This window comes from Vibrio ichthyoenteri ATCC 700023, from assembly GCF_000222605.1.
Taxonomy (GTDB): Bacteria; Pseudomonadota; Gammaproteobacteria; order Enterobacterales; family Vibrionaceae; genus Vibrio; species Vibrio ichthyoenteri.
On record NZ_AFWF01000283.1, the window covers coordinates 1 to 26,053 of the forward strand.

At 42.9% G+C, this 26,053-nt stretch carries 19 protein-coding genes and 1 pseudogene; 10 read left to right on the plus strand and 10 right to left on the minus strand.

What is annotated here, in order from left to right; translation table 11 throughout:
* Positions 1 to 180: 180 nt before the first annotated feature.
* Positions 181 to 1,197, plus strand: a complete 1,017-nt coding sequence (locus RH85_RS18735) for a LacI family DNA-binding transcriptional regulator (RefSeq protein ID WP_006714294.1) — start codon at positions 181 to 183, stop codon at positions 1,195 to 1,197.
* A gap of 229 nt (positions 1,198 to 1,426) precedes the next feature.
* On the opposite strand, the gene RH85_RS18740 is transcribed toward RH85_RS18735, so the two are convergent.
* A complete protein-coding gene (locus tag RH85_RS18740) occupies positions 1,427 to 2,758 on the minus strand; it encodes an MFS transporter (RefSeq protein WP_006714295.1) in 1,332 nt (443 codons plus the stop codon).
* Positions 2,759 to 3,074: 316 nt separating this feature from the next.
* On the opposite strand from RH85_RS18740, the gene RH85_RS18745 reads away from it, so the two are divergent.
* Positions 3,075 to 4,256, plus strand: coding sequence for an alpha/beta hydrolase (locus RH85_RS18745; RefSeq protein WP_006714296.1), 1,182 nt, complete (start codon positions 3,075 to 3,077; stop codon positions 4,254 to 4,256).
* Positions 4,257 to 4,386: 130 nt separating this feature from the next.
* Here the strand turns inward: RH85_RS18745 and RH85_RS18750 are convergent, their stop codons facing one another.
* The 5 genes from RH85_RS18750 to yddG all read right to left on the minus strand — a co-directional run bounded on the left by RH85_RS18750 (position 4,387) and on the right by yddG (position 14,465).
* Positions 4,387 to 5,292, minus strand: a complete 906-nt coding sequence (locus tag RH85_RS18750; protein WP_006714297.1) for a glycosyl transferase family 90 — start codon at positions 5,290 to 5,292, stop codon at positions 4,387 to 4,389.
* Positions 5,293 to 5,572: 280 nt separating this feature from the next.
* Entirely contained in the window at positions 5,573 to 6,022 is a 450-nt protein-coding gene (locus RH85_RS18755; protein WP_006714298.1) for a DUF3574 domain-containing protein, read from the minus strand.
* A gap of 1 nt (position 6,023) precedes the next feature.
* On the minus strand, positions 6,024 to 8,219 hold the full coding sequence (locus RH85_RS18760) for a nucleoside hydrolase (RefSeq protein ID WP_006714299.1): 2,196 nt from the start codon (positions 8,217 to 8,219) through the stop codon (positions 6,024 to 6,026).
* A 21-nt stretch (positions 8,220 to 8,240) separates the two neighbouring features.
* The gene (locus RH85_RS18765) at positions 8,241 to 13,301 is read right to left on the minus strand and encodes a diguanylate cyclase (protein WP_006714300.1); all 5,061 of its coding nucleotides are present in this window, start codon (positions 13,299 to 13,301) and stop codon (positions 8,241 to 8,243) included.
* 276 nt (positions 13,302 to 13,577) lie between these two features.
* Entirely contained in the window at positions 13,578 to 14,465 is an 888-nt protein-coding gene (gene yddG, locus RH85_RS18770) for an aromatic amino acid DMT transporter YddG (RefSeq protein WP_006714301.1), read from the minus strand.
* A 247-nt stretch (positions 14,466 to 14,712) separates the two neighbouring features.
* Here yddG and RH85_RS18775 point away from each other — a divergent pair, with 247 nt between their 5' ends.
* Positions 14,713 to 16,173 (plus strand): NAD-dependent succinate-semialdehyde dehydrogenase, encoded by a 1,461-nt coding sequence (locus tag RH85_RS18775; RefSeq protein WP_039949366.1) that lies wholly within the window; start codon positions 14,713 to 14,715, stop codon positions 16,171 to 16,173.
* 200 nt (positions 16,174 to 16,373) lie between these two features.
* Positions 16,374 to 16,778 carry an NUDIX hydrolase gene (locus RH85_RS18780; protein WP_006714303.1) on the plus strand — a complete coding sequence of 135 codons (405 nt, stop codon included), beginning with the start codon at positions 16,374 to 16,376 and terminating at the stop codon, positions 16,776 to 16,778.
* A 297-nt stretch (positions 16,779 to 17,075) separates the two neighbouring features.
* On the opposite strand, the gene RH85_RS18785 is transcribed toward RH85_RS18780, so the two are convergent.
* Both RH85_RS18785 and RH85_RS18790 read right to left on the minus strand, forming a co-directional pair.
* On the minus strand, positions 17,076 to 18,299 hold the full coding sequence (locus RH85_RS18785; protein ID WP_006714304.1) for an HlyD family secretion protein: 1,224 nt from the start codon (positions 18,297 to 18,299) through the stop codon (positions 17,076 to 17,078).
* Positions 18,293 to 18,622 carry a hypothetical protein gene (locus RH85_RS18790; protein WP_006714305.1) on the minus strand — a complete coding sequence of 110 codons (330 nt, stop codon included), beginning with the start codon at positions 18,620 to 18,622 and terminating at the stop codon, positions 18,293 to 18,295. Before RH85_RS18790 ends, RH85_RS18785 begins: the two co-directional genes overlap by 7 nt.
* 108 nt (positions 18,623 to 18,730) lie before the next feature.
* On the opposite strand from RH85_RS18790, the gene RH85_RS18795 reads away from it, so the two are divergent.
* Complete coding sequence (locus tag RH85_RS18795; RefSeq protein ID WP_006714306.1) at positions 18,731 to 19,741, plus strand: AraC family transcriptional regulator; 1,011 nt, start codon at positions 18,731 to 18,733, stop codon at positions 19,739 to 19,741.
* A gap of 53 nt (positions 19,742 to 19,794) precedes the next feature.
* Here the strand turns inward: RH85_RS18795 and yjeH are convergent, their stop codons facing one another.
* Positions 19,795 to 21,081 (minus strand): L-methionine/branched-chain amino acid transporter, encoded by a 1,287-nt coding sequence (gene yjeH / locus RH85_RS18800; protein ID WP_006714307.1) that lies wholly within the window; start codon positions 21,079 to 21,081, stop codon positions 19,795 to 19,797.
* 302 nt (positions 21,082 to 21,383) lie between these two features.
* On the opposite strand from yjeH, the gene RH85_RS18805 reads away from it, so the two are divergent.
* From RH85_RS18805 to RH85_RS22485, 5 genes and pseudogenes are all read left to right on the plus strand, one after another.
* Entirely contained in the window at positions 21,384 to 21,833 is a 450-nt protein-coding gene (locus RH85_RS18805) for an Lrp/AsnC family transcriptional regulator (protein ID WP_006714308.1), read from the plus strand.
* Positions 21,826 to 22,746, plus strand: a complete 921-nt coding sequence (locus RH85_RS18810) for a LysR family transcriptional regulator (protein WP_006714309.1) — start codon at positions 21,826 to 21,828, stop codon at positions 22,744 to 22,746. Before RH85_RS18805 ends, RH85_RS18810 begins: the two co-directional genes overlap by 8 nt.
* 92 nt (positions 22,747 to 22,838) lie before the next feature.
* Complete coding sequence (locus RH85_RS18815; RefSeq protein ID WP_006714310.1) at positions 22,839 to 23,456, plus strand: LysE family translocator; 618 nt, start codon at positions 22,839 to 22,841, stop codon at positions 23,454 to 23,456.
* A 27-nt stretch (positions 23,457 to 23,483) separates the two neighbouring features.
* Positions 23,484 to 24,479, plus strand: coding sequence for a Gfo/Idh/MocA family protein (locus RH85_RS18820; protein ID WP_006714311.1), 996 nt, complete (start codon positions 23,484 to 23,486; stop codon positions 24,477 to 24,479).
* 3 nt (positions 24,480 to 24,482) lie between these two features.
* Positions 24,483 to 24,599, plus strand: a pseudogene (locus RH85_RS22485) (osmotically inducible protein OsmC); the annotation flags it as partial.
* Positions 24,600 to 24,736: 137 nt separating this feature from the next.
* On the opposite strand, the gene RH85_RS23100 reads toward RH85_RS22485, so the two are convergent.
* Positions 24,737 to 26,053: coiled-coil domain-containing protein (locus tag RH85_RS23100; RefSeq protein WP_006714313.1), on the minus strand; the 1,317-nt coding region annotated here is incomplete at its 5' end.

The window sequence follows — 26,053 nt, forward strand, 5'->3', positions numbered from 1 at the left end:
GATCTGTTGGGCTGATAATAGGCATTCAGCGTTAGTTTAGAAATAGCTAACCAGAATCTATAGATAACTAACTTGTCATTGATGAAGGTTGATGATGCTTATGTGATGTAACACAAAAACTTGTTACATAAATCGTCGTATGATCAACGCCATTATCACATCACCCTTCGTGAGCGAGAAATGACCGTTAGAGATATTGCAAAAGAGTCAGGTGTTTCTATTGCGACGGTATCCCGAGTGATCAACAACAGTGGTACCGTATCTGAGGTCGCAAGGCGCTCAGTAGAAGCCGCGATAGCGAAATTGGATTACCACAAGCCAGAGCCAAAGAAGAAAAAAGCGACTAAATTATTCGCTGTCATTGTGCGCAACATGAGCAATCCATTTTTCTCTAAATTGATTGATGTGTTAGAAGAAGAGGCTTATAAACACGGCCGTAGTATTTTGTTGTTTAATAGCCGTAATAACTTAAAGCTTGAACAGACCTTTTTAGAAGAGTGTAAACATCATCGTGTTGATGGGGTCTTTCTCATTCCGCGTTCCTTGAAAGAGCAACATATTTCTTTGCTACAGAATATGCCATTTCCGGTCATTCTATTAACGGCGACCTCTCCGCTGTGCCTAAGCATTGGTACCCATCATAATCATGGTGGTCGTTTAGTGGCTCAACATTTTATTCAGCAGAGCTATCAACGAATTGGTTTTATTGGCAGTAGTAACCAACAATCTGATCGCTTTATTGGTTTTCAAAAAACGCTCTTAAGCCACAACAAAGCACTGAGTGCCGAGCGTATTCTGACTCCTTATACAACCGAATCGCTCAAGCAATTTGTGCAGTTGCAGATTCTAGATACAGATGCGCCTCTGGAGGCCATTTTTTGCTCTGACGACATTTCTGCCAGTCACCTGCATAACCTTCTTAATCACAGTGATTTGAATCAGCAAGTGGAGATCATCGGTTTTGACGATACCTATATTGCACAATCTCTGGGTTTTTCCAGCGTTCATCAACCGATGCATCAGATAGCACTGCGTGGTTTTGAGTTAATGCTCGATGCGCTTAAATATGGTCACACAACAAAAAGTGAATCTAACCCATCTTTAGAACATTTACTGGAGCCAACATTGGTACTGCGCTCTTCACCAACGATTGCGATACAAGAGCGTCTCTATGAGATCCTTAAGGAAACAGAATAAGCGCGCGAGAATACGCCGTTTAATCAAGGCGGAGAACAAACAGCAAAGGCCACCAATGCAATTCTGCAAAATGAGTTATTTTTATTCTCCAAGTTTGCTAGCCATGTGTCATGCGTATCAAATCAAAGTACACAAAGGACTGACATCGATGGTTGGCCAATGCTTATGAGCTCTACTGAAAAGATTCGTAAGAGCTCATTCGCGGGTGTGCAATGTTTATGCTGGGTGTTTAAAAAATTTCCTTCTTCTTATGCTGAATATAAAAGGCAGCACTGATTGCAATGAACAAAAAGGTGAAATAATAGAAAAACGAAGAAAGTGACGCTAAAAAGTCGATGTGTTGCTCTATTTGTTGTTCGGTGTAGTTCTGAGAAACCAATTTGTAGTAGTAAGCATATAAAACGCCGATAGAGCCGTATCCGAGGTTAAACATTAGGCCTTTGAAACTGAGTACGGTCGCTCGGTTGTGTGATTCGGTATTTTTGTTCAGGTGATAGCTGATGAAAATGTTCATCGTCATGATAATAAAGATCAAGATGAGCGCCGGTATCACCCCGTAAATTGACCAGCCTAAACTAATCCAGTAATAGGTAGCCATGGTTGCTAAACCCATAACAAAAATGAATATTTTTGGCTCCATGCTTTCCGCTAAGCGACGGCTTTGCCCGGCCAGTATTATTTTGAGTAGACTGATTCCTGCGCCAATAACACCAAAATAGATAATCGGAATATCAATCGCACGATAGTATTGACTGTTCATGGTCAAAAACATACGTGAAGTGTGTTCAAATAAGCTGTAGTAGAGCAAGATGAAGAGTACATAAGGTGTCGACAATACCCATTTACCAGTGAGGCCGGTTAATCTGAGGCTCGCGACCGTGGTTGCCCATTTCGTCGTATCTGGCGGCAATATTTTCTTCGCCTCTCTCATATTAACTGCTGCATAAATGGCGATCATGGCAACTAATAAGGTGGCAAAAACGGGAATGCGCATGATGTCTTGCGTGCTTTGTGGTGCGTCTAAGCCGAGAAACGAATAGACGGTGGTCATAACGTTCACATCATACATAGCAGCGCCGACTAAGGTGACAAAAATACCAATGCTTGAGGAGATGCGAAGCTGAACTTGCAACACTCTTGGCCATGCCTCTTCTTTGCCTTGCTCTTTTAGAGTGTCGTAAGCTAACGCCTCATCCGCGCCACTAGCCAAAGCCATCGCTAAGCCACTTAATATTCGATTGATCAAAAATACATTGAATACCAGAGTAGGGTTGCTGGTGGGAACAACTGCAATCATAGCGATTTCAATAAACATCACCAACGACGACAATACGACGAGTTTTTTCCGGCCTAAGGTATCGGCAAACGCACCTGATGGGACTTCTGCCAGCACAATTGTCGCAGCCCAAACTACATTAAGTATGGCAAATTGAGAGAGTGTTAAGCCGTAATCTAAGTAGAGTAGGGTGAATATCGGGTAATAAAAGCGAGCAAAATAGCTGCTACGAAACATGAGAAAGTAGCGGACATTGCGCACTTCAAGGATTTCTTTGAGTGTCATGGAATCTTCTGTATTTTTAGTGCCATAGTCAAGGTGTGGCTCGAGCGCTCATTAGGCCATAAAGCCATCGTTATTGAGGCGTTTTAGTCCTAAGAAGAGATTGTTCGAATATTGGTGTTCCCAACACGCTGATACTGCAATATAGGTAGTATAGCGGACGCAAGATTACTGTTTGCCCTTATCTTATGCAACTTAATCTCGTGAATTAGCCCATAACCAAAGAAGATTAAAATTATGTAAATTAGTGGGTAGTGTGCTGTGTTGAGATACATTGCTGCTTATAATAACGCCACAATCATTAATTGATCCTTTATGTATGCGAACAATACTGGCTTTACTCCTCCCATTCATTACAGTCGCTTGCGCGTCAAACGCAACCCACCCGTTATATACACCATCGAATATCGAGCCGGTAACTACTTACGCATCGTTTGATGATTATGCTAAGCAGACGAAACAGCAGCTTTTAAAACACCGCTATTTCCTGACACAGGATAAAAATGCAGAGCTGTTGGCAAACCTGCCGGTGGAGCTAAAGCCAGAAGGGGACTCCAAAGCAGACAAAGGCGTCTTGCTTATTCATGGTTTAGGCGATTCGCCTTATTCTTTTGTTGATATAGCCCAATCGCTACAGCAAGAGGGCTTCTTAGTGCGAACGGTTCTTTTGACAGGCCACGGTTCCCGACCCGCAGATATGCTTGGTGTAGACTACCAACAGTGGAATGAGCTTGTTGAAAAACAAGTGGCGCTGCTCAAAAAAGAAGTCAATCAAATCTATCTTGGCGGTTTTTCTACAGGCGGTAATCTAGCGTACTCTTATGCCGCGAAAGATCAGGACATTGAAGGGTTGATGCTGTTCTCTCCGGGTTTTGTTTCCAATGAACCACTTGCTTTTACTACGCCATGGATCAGTTGGATTAAGCCGTGGTTGATTGATGTAGAGCCGGATAATGTCACCAATTACACTCGTTACTTTATGGTTCCAACGAATGGTTTTGCTCAATATTACCATACCAGTAAGCAGGTCACCGACATACTAGAAGAACAACCTTATACCAAACCTGTTTTCATGGTGTTGACGGAGCATGACAGCGTGCTGGATACCCAAGCGATCAAAAGCCTGTTTGAAACGCAATTTATTCATCCAAACAATAAACTGATTTGGTTTGGCTCCCAGCCAACTTCTACCCAAGAAAATATCCGCTATATTAATAGCCAAAATCCAGAATTGCGTATTAGTAATATGTCGCATATGGGCATCCTATACGCTCCTGAAAACCCTTATTACGGCCTAAATGGCAGTGAGCGAATCTGTCGTAATGGCTCTGAGATGACGGATGATGAGATTAAACGTTGTAATGCGGGAGAAGAAGTTTGGTACAGCGCTTGGGATGGAAGAGCAAATGAACACATTCACGCTCGTCTGACTTTCAATCCTTGGTATAGCGAAATGATTGAAAGCCTAAATGAAACGTTTGATGTTACGGATGCAAGGTAAAATTAGCTTGAATGGCTTGTGAATCACTGGCGAGGCTGTTTGTGAATGATTAACTAAATAAGAGCCACAACAGTAGCTCTTATTGGAGTGTGAAAGTTAATAGCGTTAAAGATAAATAACGCTATTGGTATTAATCAATTTGTCCGGACAGTTTGAAGTATTGTTGCATAACTAATATTGAAATTGCATCTTCCACAATTGGGTTTTTAAATTGCTCAATATACTTATGAGCATTGCTTATTATTAGTTCGGCTTTTTCTGGGTTGTTTAAATAATACTCTATTTTTTCATTTAGATCAGAGTAGTCATCTTTCAATTCTACGTAATGAAATCCAGGAATCAATGTTCCTTCCATAAACCAAGTTTCAAACTTAGGCTTTACCATTAAACAAAGAGAGTTCGATGATAGTGTCCATTTGAGACTGGTAGCCACATCATTGCCTTCAATAGACAAAATGAACTTGTATTGGAGTTGCTCTTCAATAGTCAGCTTATCTTTCTGCCACGGTACATTTTCAATCGGTTTGTTTGTTTGACCAACGTTACATAGTGGGTTTAAGTAATTTTCTTTGATAAAGCGCTTACGGTGTTCTTGGTATGCAGCGCCACGCCAGACAAGTAGGTCTTTTTTCTGTCTATATGAATTAGGGTCATTTAGAAAATGGAAATGTCGATTTTTATCTAAATTAATGAGTACGGAGTTTTCATTATTGCCATCAATTGGACGAGCTTTAACAAAAAAAGGATACACTTCGACGTTGGTTTCATCACCGAAGCGATGGTTGAATTTTAAGCATGAAGAAAAATAGCTTAGGTATTGCTTGAGATCGTAATAATAAGCGCTAGGTTTTTCGTGTTTAAAGTTCTTGATCATCTTTGCGTTGGTTGAAACATCAAAGTAATCTGATTTCTTAATGTAATAATCAACTCTTCTTTTGATGTTATCTTTTTCAGAATAAGCTAATAACTTTTCTTTTCTTTTTTTGTAAAAATAAGAAGGTATTAATTTCCTTAAAATTGCATTGATATAAAACATATGCTTTGAAGAAGTGCTGTACGAGGATGAGAATACCATAGATACCAAACTTAGAAATAAATCATTGCTTTTTGCAACTGACTTTAAACATTAATCGGCGGAAGTGTACTATATGTTGTTCGTATGATCCTAGAGATTATTAATCTATAGATGCATTGGAAATGCACTAAAACAGAGAAAAAGGTTCTGATTGTGGTTAAAGAGGTTAGTGTTAGGTCGTGTTGATCATCATACGTTAAGTAAAAAGAACCTTAAGTCAGTTAACATGAAGCCCTTGAATTTAATCACTGGGAACAAACTCCCACTTCGCGACGGGACGTATAATCAGCATGACTGAATCTTGATGAAATAGGGTCGCGTAGTCGGATGCGATTGCCTCTACTTCTGGAATATGCGGCTCTTTTAGTACGATAGTAACTATCTTTGCACGCTCAGGTTGGCCTTGCCAAAAGCCCATTGAATCGGCGATGTTAAAACCTTCAAAACGAGGGGAGATATGGTTGTCGATGCAATTGCTCCACTCCAATAATGAAATAGCGTGACCACTAGGGATCGACATACCAAAGAATAGCTGAGCATGGAAAATTTGCTCAGCCTTGCGTCGTGTTGGAATCTTTGATGCTAGATTAACGACTAAGGCGCGAAGTCCGCGCCTCGTTTTGCCGAGATGGTGCTTTGTCCATCGGTTTTCATCTAGGCTTTTGAACGTTTTTTTGATTGGTAAAGTCAATCTAAATACCTCGTAAACTGCCACGTTGCCGGCCGCATTCCATTTCCCATTGAACGCCGTATTGATCGCGCCAATAGAAGAAAGACATCGGAAATGGGGATAGCAGCATCGGCTGAGTGACAGCATCGTCCTTATGACCATCGGGATAGCGGACTATTTCAACCCCCGGCTGATCTTTGAGATAATTAAACGCCGTCATAATATCGTTAACTTCTAATGCAGTGTGGCGAATCCCCCCCATATCATTAGTGTTTTTAACGGTAATGTTTTGGTCGCCTTGCGGGGTGTGATAGCACATTAGCTCAAGGTATAAGCCCGCATTAGGGTGATGTAAGAAACGGATATCAACGTCTACTTTACCTTCTGAGAACCCTGCATCTTTGGCAAATGACGTTAGTGCCAAATGCGGATAATCCATGATTGCGCCATCTTCATCAAAGGCCTGTTCAAATCCTAATGTGCGTTTATAAAATGCTGTCGCCTTCTCAATGTCATCCACCACGATATTGAGATGTGAGACTGAAGTAATATACTTCGCTGGGTCATTGGGGCTGACAATAGAATTGATCAACGACTCAGCAAAATCGCTGTCGACATCGGTGCAAACAAGCGCGGAGTATCGGCCTTGTGCTTCATCAGAGGCTATCAAATAGGGCTTGTAATGGTTAGATTGGCCAAACTGACTTGATTTTGTATCGTCTTGGCCTATGCGGAGCTCAACGCTAACTTGTTTAGAATGGTAACGATTTGGGTTAATGATGTAGCCCGCAGCAAGGGCATCGAAAGGGTTAAAACCTTTCGCACCAAAATCTTTGCTCCACATCTCAAGCCAGGGTTGAGAGTGCTTGTTTAAATATTGGCCAACCCCGGGGTTACTCTTTAATACATCAAGTTCTTTACTGGTAATCCAAACTTTATTGGCAAGCTCAAAGGGAGTAAACACAAGAGGTATTTGACTCTCTAGCAAGATATGCAAAGCATTAGGGTCGAGATCGAAGTTTAGGTCCCTAAATGGTGTAGTTTGTTTCGGCCCAGCAATAAAATGGGTGGATTCGCTGCTTCGCCCCGCAACTAGCACTATTTGTTCTATGCGTTCAACTAGTTCCGGATGAAGCAGTATCAGCGCAGCGATATTGGTTGCAGGGCCAATAGCCGCTATTGTTAGGGGGCCGGCTTTCAGTGCTTTAGCCAGTGCATCTGTTGCATCATTGGGTTGGATATTATTAATATTGATTGCTTCTTGAGCCCCTTTAACGACGGGCAAGGAGATGGGGCCGAAGCGGTTTGAGAGCATTTTACTCAGTGTAAAAGCTGTGTCGGTGTCTGTATTACCAAATACACTACTCATCCCCGAGACTTTGATATTACTAGCGTTGAAAAGGCTTAATAGCGCGAAGGCATCGTCCACATCGCAAGGGGTTCCAGTTGATGATGACGCCCCAATTGAGAGGTCAGTATCAATCCAAACTCGTTGTTTATTTAATGTGTCGAGAATCGTCTTGGTCACTAATTTCACTGACGCCGGATTTTGCCCTGTGATGAGTCCGTCTTCACAGACGACAAAAGAAGCATTCGGTTGCTTCGCTTCAAATTTCGCCCCGACTTTAATTAACTCGTCTTCAATATGATAGGGAAGAGCTTGGAGGTATTCCGGTGGTGTTAGTTGCTCTTCCGCATCAGTGAACGAGGTTAATTTTAGTCCGTTCGCAAAAGCGGAACCATCAGGTTTTTTCGCAGATAGGAAACCGGTTGGTCCATGGCAAACTGAACCAATAAGCTTTTTATCGGCATAGAATTCACTGACGATTCGCGCCAATCCGTTGCTTTGTTTAAAGTCCCATAAGGTGCCATGGCCACCGCAGAGAAAGAGTGTGGTAAACCTTCCAGTACGAATAGTATCAACGGATGGTGTGTTGTCTAATTGGTTCATTGCAATAGTAGATTGCATAAAGCGGTCAACCGCTGGGCTCACAAATTCGCCTTGTGCGCTAAGAGGATCTGGCAGTGCTTTCCCACCTTTGATGGAGGCGATTGTTACCTCATAGCCGGCATCGTAAAACCCCCAAAATGGAGTTGCGAGTTCATCAAACCAAAAGCCGGTCTTTTTACCTGTGTCGCCAAGCTCCGTATGACTTGTGACTATCAGTAGAGCTTTTTTTACATTACGGCTGTTGTTCAGTCCTTGAGTTGAGTCCATTGGTGTAACTTCCTATTACGCTTATTTCATTTTTATGATTACTTGGTTGCGACCACTATTTTTAGCCTCATACAATGCTTGGTCTACGCGATTTAATACCGAATCAATAGAATCTTGAATTAAACAAGAGGTGACCCCTACACTGACCGTGACATTGCCAGCCTCAAGCAGATCGATCTTGCTAATATTGCGTCTGATGCTCTCGGCTCGATTCGTTGCAAGATTGACGTTGTAAGGGCACAGCACAACAAACTCTTCTCCTCCCCAGCGGCCTTGGATATCCCCAGGTTCCGTTGATTGAAGAATGCTATTTGCAACGTTGACTAACACCTTGTCACCCATATTGTGACCATAGGTGTCGTTAATCGCTTTAAAATGGTCAACATCGAGCATGAGAATGGAAATTGGCTGGTTGTTTTCTTCTAAATTATATAAGGCTGTACTGATCTGCTCTTCAATATAACGTCTGTTATAGAGGCCAGTAAGCTGGTCAGTAGTTGATAGCTTGTAGAGAGTAGTGTTTTGCTCTGTGAGTGTGGCATTCGCGTCATGTAGCGCTTGAGTTCGCTCTTGAACAATACCTTCTAGGTTTTGGTTTAAAGCTTCCAAGTCTTGGTACATCTTGGCATTTTCGAGCGATATCGCCGCCTGAGATGCGATGATTTTTAGGGTCTGTACTCGGTTAGCGTGAAAAGCGTCAGCCATGTGATGATTTTCAAGATAGAGCATTCCGGACATCTTTTTACCGCGCACAATAGGAACACAGAGGACAGAAATGTTTCTTCGACTATTTAGATACGGACAGCGCTCAAATTGTTCGTTGTTATCGTTAGGTGTGTAAACGGCCGCTTCACCAATATTGACCACGTAGCGAATAATGGCGTGAGAAAAAACGTCATCATTAGACAAGCTATTAATTCGATTTTCGGCATGGATAGGCTCGTTGTTGCCATCCACACTTTCCTCAGAGTCAATTTGATGGGTGACAAGAAATTCACCATTTCTTTCGAGTAACAAAAGCCCGCGAGTGGCGCCTGCATTTTCCACTGCTAAATCTAATAACTCTTCGGCTAGGCTCTCCATGTGGATGTGTTGAGATACGGCTTGGGAAGCTTTTACTACCGACCCCATATCAAGATTGGCCGAAAAATCGTCACTTCCAAGTGTTGAACTGACAGTGGTGTTTAGTTTTGCAGCTTGTATCTCATGGCCTGTGTTGAGCTCAGGGTAGTGATGGACTAACCAATCGACTTTACCCACTGCTCCCCATTGTTCATAGCCTGATAGCGCGCGTCGAAGATATGCTTGGGCTTGATAATCCTTATTCTTCTCTTGCCAAAATAGAGCGGTAAGTTCATCGGAAAGTGCTGCATCGAGCAAAAATTGAGACTCTAATGCACTTTCTCGAGCGCGTTCATAATAGTCGAGCGCCAACATCGAATCATTTTCAAGACGAGCGATTTCAGCGCTTAGCATTAAGTATTTGTGTAAATAGTTAGCCGGGTAAAGCTCAGCCCAAAGTTTAAACTTAGTGACAATTGAATGGATAGAGTTAAGGAGCTTTTCACGCTCAGCGCCAGTTAACTGGCTACAGTTAGCCGTTAAATGAAGCCCAGTATAGAGATAACTGTCCACCAAAATAATCTGAGCTTGAACCGTATTTTCAATCACCGACAGCCATTCCAGTAGCTGTTCCGTAGGCAGTGTTTCTCGAGCTAATAGCGTGGCGCGCAAGACAGAATAGATGGTGTGGCCCAAGAAAAATGGCGCGTCTTTATATGACTCTAACGTTTTTTGTGTAGAAAAATCATCGTCATCGAGCGATAAAAAACTGTGCGTTTGACCTTTAAGGTGGCGCAGCGGTTGGTAGACAATAATATTGAGCAGTTGTGCCATATCTTCCAATCGATTCGACGACAAATAGTTCAAACTATCGACTGCTTGTGCTTCGACTTCATTTAAGTGCGCGTTGGATGCCAGCAGCAGATGAGGTAATTGCAAGAAAACCCAACCAGCAAACGGAGAACCAGATTCTTGCGATAGTTTAGACGCCTCATACCAATAGTAATAACTCGATTTTAATGGGGCTAGCCAATGATTAATACCAAGAGAAAATACATGGTAAGTGTAGTTTTTAAAGGTTGGATTTTGGTACTTGTCCGCGAGTTTAATTGCCAAACTGCCAATGGCATGGCCTTGTTGGTATTCACCACTGGAGCACAATACCGAAGCGTAATTAATAAAACCAACCGATGTGATAGAGCAATTACCTTGCTGAATGGAAAGACGAGCGCTAACTGCTGCGGCCGTTGCGATTAAAGGCCCACGCCCAAGTAGATAGGAATCTGCGAACATATCGAATAACAATTCTTGAGCCAGCATAAACTCAGCATCATCAATTTCAGGCTGATTGAAGAGAGCATCGAGATCTTGGTGTTGCAGTAGCTGCTCAATTTGCTGTTTCTCTTCGGCGAACAGTGCCGTTAACTCTTCGTCAGTTTCGGGTAAGCAGATGCCTAATAATGCTAAGGCCTCGTATTCAAACTCGACCGATTTTTGGTATAAACCTTGGTGGTGATATTGTTTTGCTTGCATGTTGGCAAGGCGCAGCTTGTCTTTTTTATCGGTTAACGTTGTACGCAGTAGGCGATACATCTCTTCCGCTTGATCAAATTTAGACACTAAATAACAGGCTTGAGCGTACGCTAATCTGACTTCAATGGATAATGGTGTTGAAATTAAAGATCCGCAACGAGCGGCCATTTCGTAGGCTTGCTCTAAACATGAGAAAGCGATGCTATAGGCAGCCGATTGGTTCGCTTTTTTGCCTACTTTGAGATTGAGCTCGACCAGCATGAGTTGTTGCTCTTGCGTGGCGTTTTCTCGACCTTGATTGAGATGCTCTGCTGCGTCGAACAGTTTATGGTCACAATGCTGATGTTCAATTTGAGTCAGTAAATGTTGGCCAATTTGCCAATGTAATTTGATTTGTTCGCTGGGTGAAACACTAGTGTAAGCGGCTTGTTGGATGCGGTCGTGAGCAAAGCGTAACGTTATATCCGGTAATTGCTCACGCGTTTCAATCGTATGCAGCTCAAAATCGTCATCAAGCGGTAATAGCAAGCCCTGAGTCACGGTTGGTAACAACGCCGTCGCGACTGAGTGAGTGGATGCCAAAGCAAGGTCGGCCAGCAGTTCAAGGCTGAATGTGTTACCAATGCAGCCTGCAAGTTGCAGCAGTTTGTAGGTTTGGCTTGGCAGTTTTTCCATATAACTTTGCAGCATTGGTACCGAGTTTTCTGCTTTAGGCAGTTTAGCTATTGCGCTTTTATGCCAATTCCATTGTTTCTTTTGGTAATCAAAATACAAGTGACCCTTTGCATGTATCGTCGCAAGCATGGTCTTATAAATTAATGGATTACCACTGGTTCTTTCAAACAACAATTGGTTTAGTTGTTGTGCATCCGTGCTTGGCAATTCAACGCTATCAGAGAGAATCTGCTGTAAAACCGACGTTGGTAACTCAGTCAGGTCAATATTGACAATGTTAGGGCAGTTGGCTCTTAGGTTGGGCATAGCCATAGTCAAAGGATGGCTTTCATTGACTTCGTTGTTGCGGTAAGCCGCAATGATCATTAAAGATGAGTGACTAAGCGTAGGCGCTATCGCCTCAAGTAACGTTAGGCTGGGGGGATCGATCCATTGCAAGTCATCAATAAAGAGGATTACTGGCTTTCCAGTTTGGCCAAGTGCAGTAAGAAGATTTAGGAAAGTAGTATGGAAACGGGTTGAAGCGGCTTCCATTGTCAGATTCTGAACGCTAGGTTGTTCACCTATTATCCATTCAAGCTCAGGTAGTGCTTCAATGAGAAGCGCGGCATTTTTTCCAACGCCATCAAGTATTTGTTGTCGCCAGAACTGTATAGTGACCTTATCTTCAGCCATTACTTGTTTAATAAAGCCCGCGAGTGCTTGCAAGATTGCAGAATAGGGTTGATGTCGCAAGATTTGGTCGTATTTACCGCTGGTGATATAGCCGCCTTGTGCCGTTAGCGGGCGATATAACTCACGAATTAAAGATGTTTTACCGATACCGGAATGCCCAGCAACGAATACCAATTGACCGTTTTGATTGGTTGTGTGCGTAAATGCTTCGAGCAGTTGTGATATTTCAGCTTCGCGACCGTAGAGTTTCTCGGGAAGAATGAACCAATCATGGAGTTCATGGGTTGCGAGTTCAAAATCATCAATTCCCCCTTTTTGTATCCAGCTTTGTAAGCAGCGATCTAAATCCGCACATACGCCTTCTGCACTTTGATAGCGAGCATCAGGCGACTTGCTCATGAGTTTTTTCACGAGTTTAGATAGTACGCGAGGAATATGGGGAAATAACTGGTAAATCGGAGTTGGCTCTAAAGCAATATGGCTGTGGATCAGTTCATTGGTGTCTTTTGTTTCAAAGGGCAGTCGACCTGTAAACAATTGGTATAGTAAAACGCCTAGCGAGTAAAAATCGGTTCTAAAATCGAGCCCTCGGTTCATCCGTCCCGTTTGCTCTGGTGACATATAAGCACGAGAACCTTCGATAAATTTGGGTCGGATAATGTTTCGAGCTTTATTGGGGAATTCAAGTGATGAGCAGAAATCGATTAAGGTAATGTCGCCATTTTCGGGATTTATTAGAATATTGCCCGAGGATATATCACGATGACAATAGCTCTGTCGGTGCAACAAGCCAATTAATCGCGTGATTTTAGTGCTGATTTCAATGGCTGATGCCAGGGATATTGTGTGACTTTTAAAATAGTCACGTAGTGAGATGCCCTCGACCCACTCTCGAACAAGAAAAGCGGTGTTTTTGGCTTCAATATAGCCGAGTGGTGTGGGAAGGCCACTGCCATCAAGTGATTGTAGAATCAAATGTTCGCGTTTTAGTGCCGCGAGTTGGTGTGGTTCTGGAAAGGCACTTGCGGGAGTTTTTAAGGTGACGAATGTTTGGTCTGCAACTCTTTTTGCCTTGTAGACATAACTCTGATGGCCTCGATAAATGAGTTCTATCTCTGAGAATCCCTCTAACAGCATACCTTAGCTTTTCCTTAAGTCATTATTTCAATTCAAACTATGGATAGTTCTTGTTTATTATTATCTTCGATTACATTAATTGATATGTTTAATTTTATCAACAAGTGACATTCCATTAACTTAATTACCTCCATTTGATCGCATTTTTGAAATAAATGCAGTAAAAGCTAATAAGGTTATTTGTGTGATTTGTTTCTAAAGGGGCGAATAGGGTAGGGCTTAAAAAGCGGAGGGCCACTTTTTAAGCTGGAAGATTCGTCAAGCGTTGGGACTGAACTACTTTTCTCTCGTGACCCACCAACAAAGTAGTGAACCGAGTGTTACCATGGCGACGCCTTGCCAAAAGCTTTGGCTTAATGCGACGCCTAATAAAATGGAAGAGAATAGCGCTGAAAAAACGGGTGTGAAATAGGACAGCGTGGCTAGGAATACCATATTGCCCCCAACAATCGCTATATTCCATAAGCCATAACCACCAGCCATTAAAAATGCAGCAGACATGAGATAACCAATCCCTTGCCATGAAAACGTAATTTCAGCCTCTGAACTGAAGGCGTATTTCACCCACAAGGAAAGTGCCGTTGCTATAAAAAAGAGAGTGATGGCATTTTGTTTTGATTGCTGCCGCTTGGTCAAATTGCAATAGCAAGCCCAAATAATGGCACCACTAAAAGCCATGAAGTACACCAATGGGTTGGTGCTGACATTGTCTATCAGTTGTGTGATGGACAGTCCGTTATCACCACTGACTGTCCAAGCAACACCAATAAAGGCCAGAAGAATCGCAGGATAAAGCAGCCAGTTGGTCTTTTTGTTACTGCCCCAAACGGCGAATAAAACAGTCAGTGCAGGCCACAGGTAATTCACGATCGATACTTCAATCGCTTGTGTTCGTGAATTTGCATACCCGAGTGACAGAGCGAGAAATATCTCATAGCACACAAATAGAGTGCCACCGAGCAGTAGGTAACGAGTCGAGAAATTCGATAGTTTTGGTATACCTACAACGCACAGCAATAAAATGGAACTAAGAGAATACAACAGTGCACTGCCGGCCACTGGGCCAAAGCTTTCTGTTACCAATCGAGTGCTGGCGAGTAAACAGCTCCAAAAAAGAATGGCAATACAGCCGTACAAGGTGAATCGGATTTGAGATGAGCCCATCACTGTGAAAGACCAGTTTAAAGAGAGAGCGTATAGATTAACGTAAATTTTGCTTGCCTCAATATAAATTGTTATCGTGTCAGCGGATAATAATTTACTGGGATCAACCGAGATGAAATATAAGAACTCAGTCAGTATTGAGCAGGTAAATTGGCTAAACTGTGGGTTCGACGTTGCGTTTAGCAACCACGTGACCATTTATGACAGCAAACAATTAGGATCGAGTATGCCCACAACCGAATCGCCAATGACTCTCGCGTCACTAAAACAGCCTCAATTGTTACAACAAAAATGCTATATCAATGGTCTTTGGGTTGAGCATCCTGAGGATCATTGTGCGGTGTTTAATCCATCGAACGGAGAGGTTCTCGGACATGTTCCCAATCTGGGAGAGAAGCATGCGAAGCAATGTGTTGATGCGGCATATGAGGCTTTTAAAGGTTGGAGCAAAGTCACGGCGGAGCAACGTGCACAGGTTTTACGTCATTGGTATGACTTAATCACTTGTCATGCTGACGATCTGGCGGCCATTTTGACGCTAGAGCAAGGCAAACCTTATGCTGAGGCAAAAGCAGAGGTTGCCTATGCTGCAAGCTTTGTACTTTGGTATAGCGAAGAAGCTCGCCGTGCTTATGGTGAGACCATTCCGAGTCATCGCAGTGGAGGTCAAATTGTGGTGACCAAAGCCCCCATTGGTGTTGTTGCTGCAATCACACCGTGGAATTTTCCAGCGGCAATGATCACGCGTAAATGTGCACCTGCATTGGCTGCTGGTTGTTCTGTGGTACTAAAACCTGCACCAGAAACCCCATTTACGGCGCTGGCGCTGGCATGGTTGGCCGAAGAAGCTGGCTTACCCGCAGGGCTGCTCAATGTTATTACTGGGGATGCGGTGGCTATCGGTTCAGTATTAACGTCGGACAAACGAGTGCGTAAAGTGTCGTTCACTGGCTCAACTAAAGTGGGTGAAATGTTAATGAACCAATCGGCTTCAACCATCAAAAAGATGGCTTTGGAGCTTGGGGGAAACGCCCCTTTTATTGTTTTTGATGATGCTGATGTTGATGCGGCGATTGAGGGGATAATGGTCGCAAAATTTCGCAATGCAGGACAAACCTGTGTTTGCGCCAATCGCATCTTTGTTCATGATGCGATTTACGACTCGTTTGCGGAGAAACTGGCAGCAAAAGTCTCAGAATTAACCGTGGGAGATGGTTTTACTCACGGTGTAACGATCGGCCCTTTGATAAACGCCGCCGCTGTGGAAAAGGTAAAACGCCACGTTGAGAATGCAGTTGAACGTGGTGCGACAGTGCTGTGCGGGCAACTTCCAAATGCAGGCTCTCAGTTGGTGAAGCCATTTGTTTTGAGCGGTATGACAGACGAAATGCTGGTGGCAAGTGAAGAGACGTTTGGCCCTGTTGCAGCGTTGTTTTGCTTTGATGATGAGCAAGAGGTTATCGTACGCGCCAACCATACCGAATCGGGCCTTGCCGCTTACATATATACCCAGTCTTTAGGCAGAGCTTGGCGCGTTTCAGACGCGTTGGAAGTGGGTATGGTTGGTATCAATGAAGGATTAATATCCACAGCTGCGGCTCCGTTTGGTGGTGTCAAAGAGTCGGGTTTAGGTCGAGAAGGCTCGCGCCATGGTATGGAAGAATATCTAGAAATGAAGTCCCTCTTTTTTGGCGGCTTAGATAAGTAGCGCGTCGGAGATTTCGCTATTTTGTTAAATTGTTACCTGTGCACAAGTAAAGTAGAGAGCGTTTGCCTACTATAAAGTGGTCATAGTGGCTGATTAGTTGTGTGATATAGACAATACTCAGCCGCAGATCATATTCGCAAGTAGGATGATTGATTTCTACCAATGGAATAGCGATTAAGCAAAAAGATAAGGAGTTTGACGTGAAACATTTGGCAATGGCTGTGGTGATCAAACAAGGAAAGGTGTTGGTTCAAAAGCGGTATCGTGCAGAGAAAGGCATGCTGTTAGAGTTTCCGGGTGGGGAAGTCGGCGAAGAAGAGACGGGCACTGATGCTGCGATTAGGGAATTGGCGGAAGAAACTGGCTTGCTAGGTCTAACGCACGCTGCGACTTACAGTGACGTTAATGATTATGGCGGCCGTATTTACTTTGTGGTTCTACGTGCGAAGCAAGGTGATGAGCCACGCGTTATTGATCATGAACGCCAGCAACAATTTGCTTGGATCGAACCAAACAAAATCCCGCTAGACGATTTCTATCCTGCAGATGTTGCGTTTATTACTGCGCAGTTAAAGCAATATTCGTTGTCACCCAGTTTGGTATAGAAGACAGATTGCTCACCAGCAGATAAAGAAAAAGCCAATCACAAAGGGGTGATTGGCTCAATTATGTGTGAACAAATTAGATTCACTAACAACGTCAGTTGGCTAGGTGACCCTCGGCTTAGAAAGGGTCAAATACAATAATGCATGAAGCGTGCCATTTTTTAATGTGACTTTTTGTGCATATGTTCACTGTTTTTCGGTGATTACCATCACTTCATTCGCATATTGCAAATGCATTTTGCTAAATTGGTAAAAATGCTATTGATAATGTGAATATTAATCCTGATGCCATCATGGTTATATTGAGTAGAAAAAGTATAGTTGCGATTTCATACGTATAATGATGCCACGTATGGCATCGAGGAAGCCAAGAAAGCCGATCGGCTTGTCAGCACTAACCCAAGCGAGGCCTACAGACCCGACTGGAATGTCGTACCCCTGGGGTTCTTCTATCTTCAAACGCACAAAGTGATGCTTGTTTTGTAGGTTCTTGCCTGTTGTTGAACGCACCGATTGATCTAATCCTAAAAGATTACTTTGCGCTTCACCAGTCGCTTCGATAACCCCTTCAACGTGAGCAGAAAAGATCTTGCCCGGATAAACGGAAGAGGAAAACTCGGCAGATTGGCCTGGTTTAATATTGCGAATAGCTTGATGATTAACACGCATCAGAACATATTTTTCATCCGTATACATTTGCAAGCGTGGCACCATTGAGATCCGTTGACCTTCACGCAGAATAAAATTGGTCACAAAACCGTTAGCAGGGGCATATACCTTTGTGCTGTCTAAATCCCACTTCGCTTTTGCGACGTTCTGCTGGGTTGAGTGCCAGTCTGCTTCGCGGCTCTCTATCGATAATTCACTTTTGACGATCGCAATTTTTGCTTTTTCAAGGTCGACTTGTTTGGTTAGGATTTGTGATCTAATCGTCTCAACGTAATGACCCGCTTTTATCACTGCGGTGTTTTGTTTTTCAATATCGCTATCAGTGATGGTATTTTGAACCACTTGGTTCTGTTTTTCATAGCGTGTCAGTGTGTTTTTTTGTAACTGGTAATCGGCTTTTGCGGTGGCCAATTGCGCTTCACTGGTATGTAAGTCTTGCTTCAAAGATTGGTAACTGGCTTGTGTTGCTTTAACATCTTGTTTTGCCACATTCAGCGCTATTTTGGCTGCTTGTTCTGCGACATTTGCTTGGCGATATGCGATTTGATATTGCGTGTCGTCAATTTCATACACCAGTTGGCCTTGTTCAATGACCTGGTTTGGTTGGATATGAATTTTTGTCACTTTTCCTTTAACGTTTGATGAATCTGGACGCAGTTGAATATGAGGGGATTGCACTAGCGAACCGCCCGAAAGATCCATTGGTGCAAAGTTGATCAAACCGACCCAAACAAACATTAGCCAACCTCCGCCGCCTAGATAAGCGAACGATTTGGTATAGGTGTTCCAAGGCATACCGATAAAACGGAGTAAATAAATGAACAGTGCCCAGACAGCCAAACCTTCTAGCATGCTTTATCCTCATTGTTATTTGTTTGTGATGGTGCGTGGCGCCAAGTGTCGCGGAAGTTGATGATTGCTTTTTCCATGTCGACGAAGGCGAGAATGACGGCTAATACCCACACCCAATGCCAAAGAAATCCAATCCACGTTAAAGCGGTAATCAACCCTATTTGATGATGCTCTTTACTGTGAGCCTTATTTATGGGGAGTTCATGAAAGCGCCAAAAGCCATAGGCGGCTGCAACGACAGTCCCTACCAGTACGATAGTTGCGACGACATGAAGCGTCGTATCAGCACCTGAGCCAACAAATGGCACACTTAATAAACTCATTTTATGTTCCTCTTTTTTATTGCAGAGGAGATTGTGATCTAGATTTGATTATTTCCTTTCAATGTGACAGATTTAATCAATTGTGATTGCTAAATGATTAGATCTGCTATGGATAAAGTTCGATTTATAAGAGCGCTGGGCTTGAAGAGTGTGCACAACCAAGTGAGAAGACGTTATGGTTTAGGGCCCAATGCTTTGGCGATTCCTGAGTCTGCGCTTCATCATCCGATGACATTGATACCGATTTCAGAGGTTAACTTATGGTATCAAGCCTTGGAAAATGTGACTGGTAACGCCGATATTGTGCTGGAAGTGGCGAGTGATATTAAGCCAGATGATCTCGGTGCGGTGTCTCGGTGGTTATTATCAGGTATCGATTTAGCTTCCGCCATTCGGCGCTTAAATTATGGTATTGGAAGTTTGCAATCTGGAGCGTTCCTCTCCGGCACTCAGAGTGGACATATCATAAAATGGGTGTATCAAAATCCATTTATTGCCCCTCACAATAAAATTCATGATGGCGTCCGTGCTGCGGTGTTTATGACCAAGATTATTCGTCATTATGTTGGTGAACAATTTTCTCCGATGCGTGTAATGATGCCAGGGATACGCAAAAATGATGAGAAATATAAACAGTATTTTGGCTGCGATATTGGATGGAACCATTCAAAAACGGAAGTGTGGTTTCATTCCGATCTCCGTTTAGCAACACAGTCTATGCGCCCATATCGTGGAGCCAAGCCATTGGCGATGAATTTTACCGACCTTGATGAATTTCTGAATATGCCTGAACCTGAAGATGAGGTGAAAGTGATCTATGAAGTGATCAATTATAGCTGTCATTATGGCTTTCCAACGGTTGAGAAGGTTGCCAAGTTGGTTGGTTTGTCATCGCAGCAATTTCAGCGACGTTTACATGCTATTGGTATGAATTTTACCAATGTAATGGGTTATGTCATGAGCAATATTGCGGTTGATCTAATGGTGAAAGGCGCAACGGTTGATGAGGTCGCTGCGCGCTTAGGTTATCAAAATGTCGCTAGTTTTAACCGTATGTTTAAGAAACAGCGAGCACTAACACCAAAACAATTTATCCAACGTCTACAAGAGCTGAATTAAGGCCGTATGATTTGAGGTTTAGTTGTTCCTCAATGCCGATTTCTAGGCTGGATTTATCCGTTTGTAATGTGATCAAGTGCCTTCGCTTGCGCCTCGTTTTGTTGTTTCGTATCCGGTTTGATTTTATACATAAGCAGGGCGAACAAACCCACGGCATACAGCATCGACCAACCTAGAAAAGCGAGCATAAATGCGCAGGTCAACAAAGCTATGACGGCAAGCCCTTTCGCAAATCCATGGAGCAATTTGACGGCGGCAAGCATTGCCATTAGATAGACTAAAATAAATACGCCATTCGCGAGTTTGACAAAAAACTCTAAATCCAATTGAGTTAAGTAACTGATAAAGCAAGACAACAATAAAACCGCGCCGACGGACAATGTAGCGTTAGCTGGCACACCATTGGTGGATAGGTTGGCGAGGCGATGGCTTGGAGCGTATTCGCGAGCTTGCGCCCAAACCATACGTGCTAAGCTTTGGGTGTATAAATTGATACTGGCAAAACAGGCCACAAAACCTATCACATTAATCCATGGCTTGACGGTATCACTAAATAGCAGTTGAGCTAGGTAAGGAATAGAGCCTGTATCGAATTCGCTGCTGCCGTAGGCATGGTATTTTATGACCACGACTGAACACGCCCAATATGCCGCCCCGGCAACCAAACAGCCAACTAAAATCGCAATAGGAAAGTCGCGTTGCGGGTTTTTAAACTCTTCACCCATATGAGCAAAGGCCTCAATGCCAACGAAGCACCAAAACATCACCGCTAGAGCGCTACCGATAAGAGTCCAATCGGAGTAAGTGACTTTGGGCATCGCGATATCGGGTTGAGAAATATCGCCAAACCACCATAGGGTAGCCACCAAAGCAAAAATACTAATGGCGATCGCGGTTTGTAGCTGCCCTGAAGATTTGGTGCCGGATAAATTGACCAATACCAACAAAACGACAGTGATGGATTGCGCGACTAATGCATTGTCCAACGCTGCCGGTAGCAGTGGTTGTAGAAAACCTGCGGCAAGTGCAATTGCGGCGGGAACGCCGACAGGAATCACACTAAGAAACAACCACGCGATACTTTTTTCCAATCGGCGATTGAACGCCTGGCGAACAAAAAATGCTGTGCCTCCGGCATTAGGGTAACGCTTCCCTAATTGAGCAAAAGTCAGCGCGATAGGGCAGATACCTAACAGTAGGAGTAGCCAAGACCAAAGTGATAATGGCCCTGCGATACCAGCGGCAAGTGCGGGGACCATAAAAAGGCCTGTTCCCAACAATGTGGTTGATAGTAGCCCTATGCCCGAGGCTAGGGTTATTTCCTTTTTTAATTGTGCCATAGCTAACTCGGTGACTCCTTGTCATCGTTATTAGACCCAGCTCTCAGGGTAACGCGGTTCATCTAGAGAACAAGCCGTGCATTTTCCATTTTCTGGTTACTTGCTGATGGTGAATTATCATCATTTGGCTTATAGCTTACGCTGCATTGTGATTGGGGTCATTACGCAAAGTGTCCGACTACGCCGTCACTTTGACGTAATTTTTATCGAAAAAGCGCAAAATGACCACGATATTAGATCAATAGATGCGGTATTATGATTTGAATTCAACAAGGAACAGTTGAGCTATTACTGGGAGTAATATGGATCAGTTTGATAAAAACATTATCGCGTTGCTGAAATCGAATGCACGTTCATCAATCAGCGAACTGGCTAGGCAAGTTAATTTGTCACGCTCTGCGGTGACAGCGCGAATTCAAAAGCTTGAAAAGGATGGGATGATATTGGGTTATCATGCCGAGATAAAAAAAGATGATAAGCACCCAAAAATCAAAGCGTATCTTGCCTTGAAGTTTGATACATCAAGCTCAACGAAGCACTGCGAATCTTACGCGGCGCAATTTTATCAAATTGATGGCATTAAATGGAGCCATGCCATCAGCGGTGAAACGGATATGATGCTGTATGTAGAAACAGAGAACATGGAAAGATTGAACGACATTCGTAATGAATTACATACGATTCCAGAACTACGTCACTTAACGACGCATACGGTTTTAACCGAATTCTTTAATACTTTACATCATGATTAATCATATCAATCTTAATTTGCTTCGTTCACTTCAAGTGTTACTTGAGGAGTGCCATGTTAGCCGTGCTGCAACGCGACTCAATATTACGCAATCCGCCGTGAGTCGTCAGTTGGCACAGTTACGAACCTTGTGTGGTGATCCTCTTTTGGTTAGAAATGGCAATATTTTAATTGCGACACCTAAAGCTCTAGTATTGCTTGGGCGCGTCAATGCTTTACTCACTCAAGCGGACGAATTATTTAGTGATGTGCCATTTATCCCTGCCAGTTGGCAGCAAGAGTTCGTTTTTTCGTCTAGTGATTACGTGGCGCAGTTTATTGTGCCAGAAGTTGTTTCAGTACTGAGTAGTCAAGCTCCACTAGTCGACCTTACTTATCGTCTTTGGCAACCTGAGTATTTGACTCAAATTCAATCTACCGGCATAGATCTCGCGTCAACAATGCTCGCGGAGCCACCAGAGCAACTCTCAAATATCATGATTGGCCACGACAACTCGGTGTGTTTGATGCGACAGCAGCACCCGCTAATCAATAAAGCCAAGTGGAGCAGTGCTGATATTGTTCGTTACCCACATTTAAAAGTCACGGGTGGCGGTGATAAAGATAGCCATGCGGACTTAGCTTTAACGACATTAGGATTGAAGCGCCGTATTGCGGTGAAAGTGCCTTTTTTCTCTGCCGCTGTTAATGCATTACAAAGTAGTGATCTTCTGATGATTGTGCCGGAACATATCGCTACTAATTTGGCTAAACAAGCGCCCCTGATGCACCGAGCATTGCCTTTTGAAACGCTTCCACATTTGTATTGGCTGATGTGGCATCCAAAATTTGACCAAGACAAGGCACACACTTGGATGCGTAATAATGTGTTGCAAGTGATGCAAAGCTCACCTTTTTCTATCGGTATGATTTGAAATCATGACTTGTATGAAAAAGTTTGATTTCAATGCATGATAATAAAGACGTAAATTAGCGTTAACTTTTACTTTTTGGCTAAGATAATTCGATGACTCTGACGATTTGGCTCTCGCTCTTTACTGTATGTTTACTTGGGGCGATGTCTCCAGGCCCAAGCCTCGCTATGGTCGCAAAGCACAGTTTGGCGGGGGGACGCAGTAATGGCCTTGCCGCTGCATGGGCGCATGCATTTGGAATTGGTATATATGCTTTTATCACCTTGATTGGTCTGGCGGTGGTGTTGCAGCAATCGCCGCTGTTATTTAAGACGATTAGCTATGCCGGGGCAGGGTACTTAGCCTATTTAGGCTATAACGCCCTGCGTTCAAAAGGTGGTGTGGCGGCAAAATTACAATCGGGTCAACAAACCAGCCTTTGGCAATCGGCTAAAGAAGGCTTTTTGATTTCGATTTTAAGTCCCAAAATATCCCTGTTCTTCATCGCATTATTTAGCCAATTCATTGCAGTGGGCGGTGAACTGAGCAGTAAAATTATCATTGTTTTAACGCCGTTTGTGATCGATGGCTTGTGGTATACCTTGGTCACTTTTTTACTCTCTAGTGCCCGCTTTATTGACAAGATCAGAAATAAAGCACAGTTGATTGACCGTCTTTCTGGCATTATTTTGATTTTGCTTGCGGCACGAGTTGTCTTCTCGCTGAACTAAGCATCTTGACATTATTTGGGTTAAAACATGATTAGACTTGCAGTTATCGGAACCAACTGGATCAGCGACCAGTTTATTGAAGCCGCCCTTTTTACTCAGCGCTATCAATTAAGTGCCATTTATTCGCGTTCCATTCAATCGGCACAGCAGTTTGCGCTGAAATATCAAACTCAAAGTAACACCCCATTGTTATTTGATGACTTACAAAAACTTGCTGATTCTGACCTAATTGACGCGGTTTATATCGCAAGTCCCAATGCACTACATGCCTCACAAGCGATTCTATTGCTGCAGGCGGGTAAACATGTGATTTGTGAAAAACCGCTGGCGGCAACTGATATTCTGGCTCAACGCATGTTTGAGGTTGCGGAAAAAAATCAGGTGGTATTGTGTGAGGCTTTTATGTCTCCTCATACGCCAAACTTTAAAATTTTACAGAGCCAATTGAATCAAATCGGCCGCTTAACTAAAGCGGTGATCACTTATTGTCAGTATTCCTCCCGTTACCCGAAATACTTGGCTGGGGAAATGCCCAATACCTTTAACCCAGCATTCGCCAATGGCTCTATCATGGATATAGGCTTTTATTGCTTGGCGTCTGCTGTGGCTCTATTTGGTGAACCACGTCGAGTGAGAGCTGAGGCGCAGTTGCTAGCATCCGGTGTCGATGGCAGTGGCAGCGTTATGTTGTCTTATGATGATTTCGAAGTTGTACTACAACATTCGAAAACCAGTGATTCGCTACTACCAAGCGAATTCCAAGGGGAAGAGGGGGTATTGCAGATGCAGATGATCTCGATAGGCAAGCAGATAACCAAAACCTTACGTGGTCAAGCAACGCAAGACCTCTCCGTCGCCCAGCATGCTAATCCAATGATTTATGAAGCGCTCGATTTTGCTGAGCAAATCGTCAATAATCAGATAGACCTAGCCGCTAAAGAACGTTCGCTAGTGGTCGCAAAATTACTGACGGAAATTCGTCGCCAAACCGGGGTTGTTTTCCCTAAGATTGATGAGAGATAGACAATGCAAGCTGAAGTTAAATGGGTTGAGGGTTTTAAGTTCCTAGGTCAATCGCAATCAGGCCACTCGGTCGTGATGGATGGCAATGGCGGCGCGACCGCTCCAAGCCCGATGGAGATGGATAATTTTCAGTAATTTAACATATCACTAACATTGGCTTGTTGGTTTTGTATTCCCAAAAGTGATTGAAGTTATAATAAGAGCATCGTTTATCTAATCGTGCTACTCAGATTTTTCTAAGTAGCACTCTACCGTAATCAGAACTCAAGCGTATGAGAGCCTTTTTCATAAAAAGGACCTACACACATTGTTGTACCTTCTAATTCGCTGGCGATCATAGAAGTGGTATATATCAACTGGAAGTCATTTTTGATGGTATTGCATACCTCGACCATTTGGCGTTGAAAGTTCTGACTTCGCTCAACAACCATTCCTTTATCCTCTATATTATCCATGAGGATTAGGTTAGGAAAGCGAGAGTAAGAATCATCGGCAGATTGAGAGAATATGGAGAATCTTATACTGTTCTTCAGCACTACCATTGAACTTGCAGAAAATTTGTTTCTTCCATTCACATACATTTTGTCTTTAGAAAAATCAAAAACGATGTCATCTGGATCATCAAAAGCACCTTCGTAGCCACCGTCAGCTTTTAGTAACTCTTTGGCCTTTGATTCAATATTCTCATAAACAGAGACATATCTTTGCTCTTGCCGAGCCGATATCGCATCTAATTTTTCTTGAAGCTCATTGATCTTATTCTGTGCCAATACCTTTTTACGTTGTAAGTTATCTACATTAGATACTTGTTCTCGCTTCTCTTCTAATGAAATGACTTGGCTTTGTTTAAAGCCTATTTCGGTGGATATTTTAAGGAGTTCTGCCTCTTTTTCATCGGTTGATGAGTTTATCTCTTTTAACTCTGATTTTAGTGCATTTAGTTCTTGTTTTATTAAAGGAGTTTGAGAGTCAATTGTTAATAAATCATCTTCAAAGCTTTTAACTAACTTTTTATTTTCACTGATTTGAAAGTTGAGTTCATTAAGTAGTTGTGAATATGCAAAGTCTTTTTCTGAATTATGCTTTGGTGATTTGCAAAGACCGCAATTATCACTACCTGCACTTTCTAATGGTTCAAGGCAGGAAGGGCAGTATTTAAAAGTGATAGTACCAAGTGAGTTATATGTTATCTGAGACTCGCCAAGAGCTGATTTACGTTGTTCCAATGAGCGAAGGAATAGCGTTGTTTCATTAAGCTCTACTTGTGTTTCCAATCTATTATCTGAATATTTACTCAATTTATTCGATAATTCTTCAATTTTAGACACAAGCTCTCTAATTCGTTTGGATGTGTCTATCGAAACCTCGGCTGATGGTGTGCTCTTTATTTCTAAGCGTTTATTTTCTAAATCGATAATGTTTTGTTTTACCGCTTCAATATCGTTATTTAGTGACGATAAGTTAACTAAGTTCTCTTTATGACCAAACATTCTATAAATGGAATTTAACTCGGCATTGAACTTTTCAAATTCTCTGTTTGCTTCAATTAATCCCTGTCTTAAGTTATATGCGTC

Bases quoted from the DNA above. Each gene is read 5' to 3' on its own strand.
- RH85_RS18735 (WP_006714294.1), top strand. From the start codon at position 181: ATGACCGTTAGAGATATTGCAAAAGAGTCAGGTGTTTCTATTGCGACG.
- RH85_RS18740 (WP_006714295.1), bottom strand. From the start codon at position 2,758: ATGACACTCAAAGAAATCCTTGAAGTGCGCAATGTCCGCTACTTTCTC.
- RH85_RS18745 (WP_006714296.1), top strand. From the start codon at position 3,075: ATGCGAACAATACTGGCTTTACTCCTCCCATTCATTACAGTCGCTTGC.
- RH85_RS18750 (WP_006714297.1), bottom strand. From the start codon at position 5,292: ATGTTTTATATCAATGCAATTTTAAGGAAATTAATACCTTCTTATTTT.
- RH85_RS18760 (WP_006714299.1), bottom strand. From the start codon at position 8,219: ATGGACTCAACTCAAGGACTGAACAACAGCCGTAATGTAAAAAAAGCT.
- RH85_RS18765 (WP_006714300.1), bottom strand. From the start codon at position 13,301: ATGCTGTTAGAGGGATTCTCAGAGATAGAACTCATTTATCGAGGCCAT.
- yddG (WP_006714301.1), bottom strand. From the start codon at position 14,465: ATGGGCTCATCTCAAATCCGATTCACCTTGTACGGCTGTATTGCCATT.
- RH85_RS18775 (WP_039949366.1), top strand. From the start codon at position 14,713: ATGACTCTCGCGTCACTAAAACAGCCTCAATTGTTACAACAAAAATGC.
- RH85_RS18785 (WP_006714304.1), bottom strand. From the start codon at position 18,299: ATGCTAGAAGGTTTGGCTGTCTGGGCACTGTTCATTTATTTACTCCGT.
- RH85_RS18790 (WP_006714305.1), bottom strand. From the start codon at position 18,622: ATGAGTTTATTAAGTGTGCCATTTGTTGGCTCAGGTGCTGATACGACG.
- RH85_RS18795 (WP_006714306.1), top strand. From the start codon at position 18,731: ATGGATAAAGTTCGATTTATAAGAGCGCTGGGCTTGAAGAGTGTGCAC.
- yjeH (WP_006714307.1), bottom strand. From the start codon at position 21,081: ATGGCACAATTAAAAAAGGAAATAACCCTAGCCTCGGGCATAGGGCTA.
- RH85_RS18805 (WP_006714308.1), top strand. From the start codon at position 21,384: ATGGATCAGTTTGATAAAAACATTATCGCGTTGCTGAAATCGAATGCA.
- RH85_RS18810 (WP_006714309.1), top strand. From the start codon at position 21,826: ATGATTAATCATATCAATCTTAATTTGCTTCGTTCACTTCAAGTGTTA.
- RH85_RS18815 (WP_006714310.1), top strand. From the start codon at position 22,839: ATGACTCTGACGATTTGGCTCTCGCTCTTTACTGTATGTTTACTTGGG.
- RH85_RS18820 (WP_006714311.1), top strand. From the start codon at position 23,484: ATGATTAGACTTGCAGTTATCGGAACCAACTGGATCAGCGACCAGTTT.